Origin of the sequence: Synechococcus sp. R6-10 (assembly GCF_047461815.1) — a bacterium.
Taxonomy (GTDB): Bacteria; Cyanobacteriota; Cyanobacteriia; order Thermostichales; family Thermostichaceae; genus Thermostichus.
Genome location: NZ_JANSHW010000472.1, coordinates 1 through 1,482 on the forward strand (window position 1 = coordinate 1; position 1,482 = coordinate 1,482).

Sequence of the window (1,482 nt, forward strand, 5' to 3'; positions counted from 1 at the left end):
CCGCCACACCGTCCACAAAGAGATTAAGTAGTTCAAGCCGTTTCGCCGTTCTCCTGACCTATGGTTTACGCTCGCCGCCGCCTGTCTCCCATTAAGCCGGGAGAACCCATTAGGTACACCGATGTTGAGCTGCTCAAGAAATTTGTTACCGAGCGTGGCAAGATCTTGCCCCGCCGCATCACCGGCCTGACTGCCAAACAACAGCGGGAGCTCACTGCCGCAATCAAACGAGCGCGCATCATCGGTCTTCTTTACTTTGTCAACAAAGAGGGATAGCTTTCTCCGGATCCCGATGGGCCTGCAGCTTTCGCCGGAACTCCAAGCCCGCTTGTCCCAGCCCCTCAATATCGGCGGGGTAAAAGTTTTGAGCCGCGTTTTTCAGGCGCCGCTGTCAGGGGTAACCGACCAAGTCTTTCGAGGGCTGGTGCGCCGTTTTGCCCCCCACAGCTTGGTTTACACGGAAATGGTCAGCGCGACCGGCTTGCACTATGCCCGCCAGTTGCCCCGCATCATGGAGGTTGGCGAGGGGGAGCAGCCTATTGGCATCCAACTGTTTGATTGTCGGCCCGACTTTCTGGCGGAAGCAGCCCGCATGGCTGTGGACGAAGGGGCGACCTTGGTGGACATCAACATGGGCTGCCCGGTGAACAAGATTACCAAAAACGGCGGCGGCTCTTCTCTGCTTCGCGATCCCGACACGGCAGCGCGAATTGTGGAGGCGGTGGCCAAAGCGGTGGAGGTGCCCGTAACCGTAAAAACGCGCCTGGGCTGGTCGGATCAGGAGATCAACATTTTGGATTTTGCCCACCGTCTGCAGGAGGCAGGGGCGCAACTGCTCACCTTGCATGCCCGAACACGCGCCCAAGGCTTCAACGGCAAAGCCCGCTGGGACTGGATCCGCCGCGTCAAACAGCACCTGCGCATTCCCGTCATCGCCAATGGGGATATTTTCTCGACAGCCGCAGCGGTGAAGTGTTTGGAGGAAACCGGAGCCGATGGGGTGATGTGCTCCCGCGGCACCATGGGCTATCCCTTTCTGGTGGGGGAAATCGATCACTTCCTGAAAACCGGTCAAGAAAGACCGGCCCCCACTCCCCTGGAGCGGATTCAAATGGCCTTAGAGCATCTGCGCGGTCTCTGGGAGTACAAGGGAGAACGTGGCATCCGTCAGGCCCGCAAGCACATGACTTGGTACATCAAAGACTTTGCCGGAGCCTCTCAATTCCGTGCTCTCCTCTGTCGCATTGAGACGGTGCAGGAAGGGGAAGCCCTGCTTCTTCAAGCCATGGAGCGCTGCCAGGAAGCCACACCTCGACCGGAAGAGGCCATTAAAACCACCGAGGAGGTCGACCTTCTCCCTGAAGCCGGTTGGGCGTAGCTCCAAGGATCCCCACAATTGGAAATTGCTTGGAAATCGCCGCACGTCTGCCTTGGCTGTAGCCTGTGGCCCCGAAAAAGGCTATTGCGCCTGCTGCTGGGACA

Annotated in this window: 2 protein-coding genes; both read left to right on the plus strand. The window is 58.7% G+C overall.

The annotated features are described in order from the left end of the window. Positions 1-60 precede the first annotated feature (60 nt). Complete coding sequence (gene rpsR / locus NW837_RS12375; RefSeq protein ID WP_414331925.1) at positions 61-276, plus strand: 30S ribosomal protein S18; 216 nt, start codon at positions 61-63, stop codon at positions 274-276. Between the two features lie 16 nt (positions 277-292). Then, entirely contained in the window at positions 293-1,378 is a 1,086-nt protein-coding gene (gene dusB / locus NW837_RS12380) for a tRNA dihydrouridine synthase DusB (RefSeq protein WP_414331927.1), read from the plus strand. The last annotated feature ends 104 nt before the right edge of the window (positions 1,379-1,482 follow it).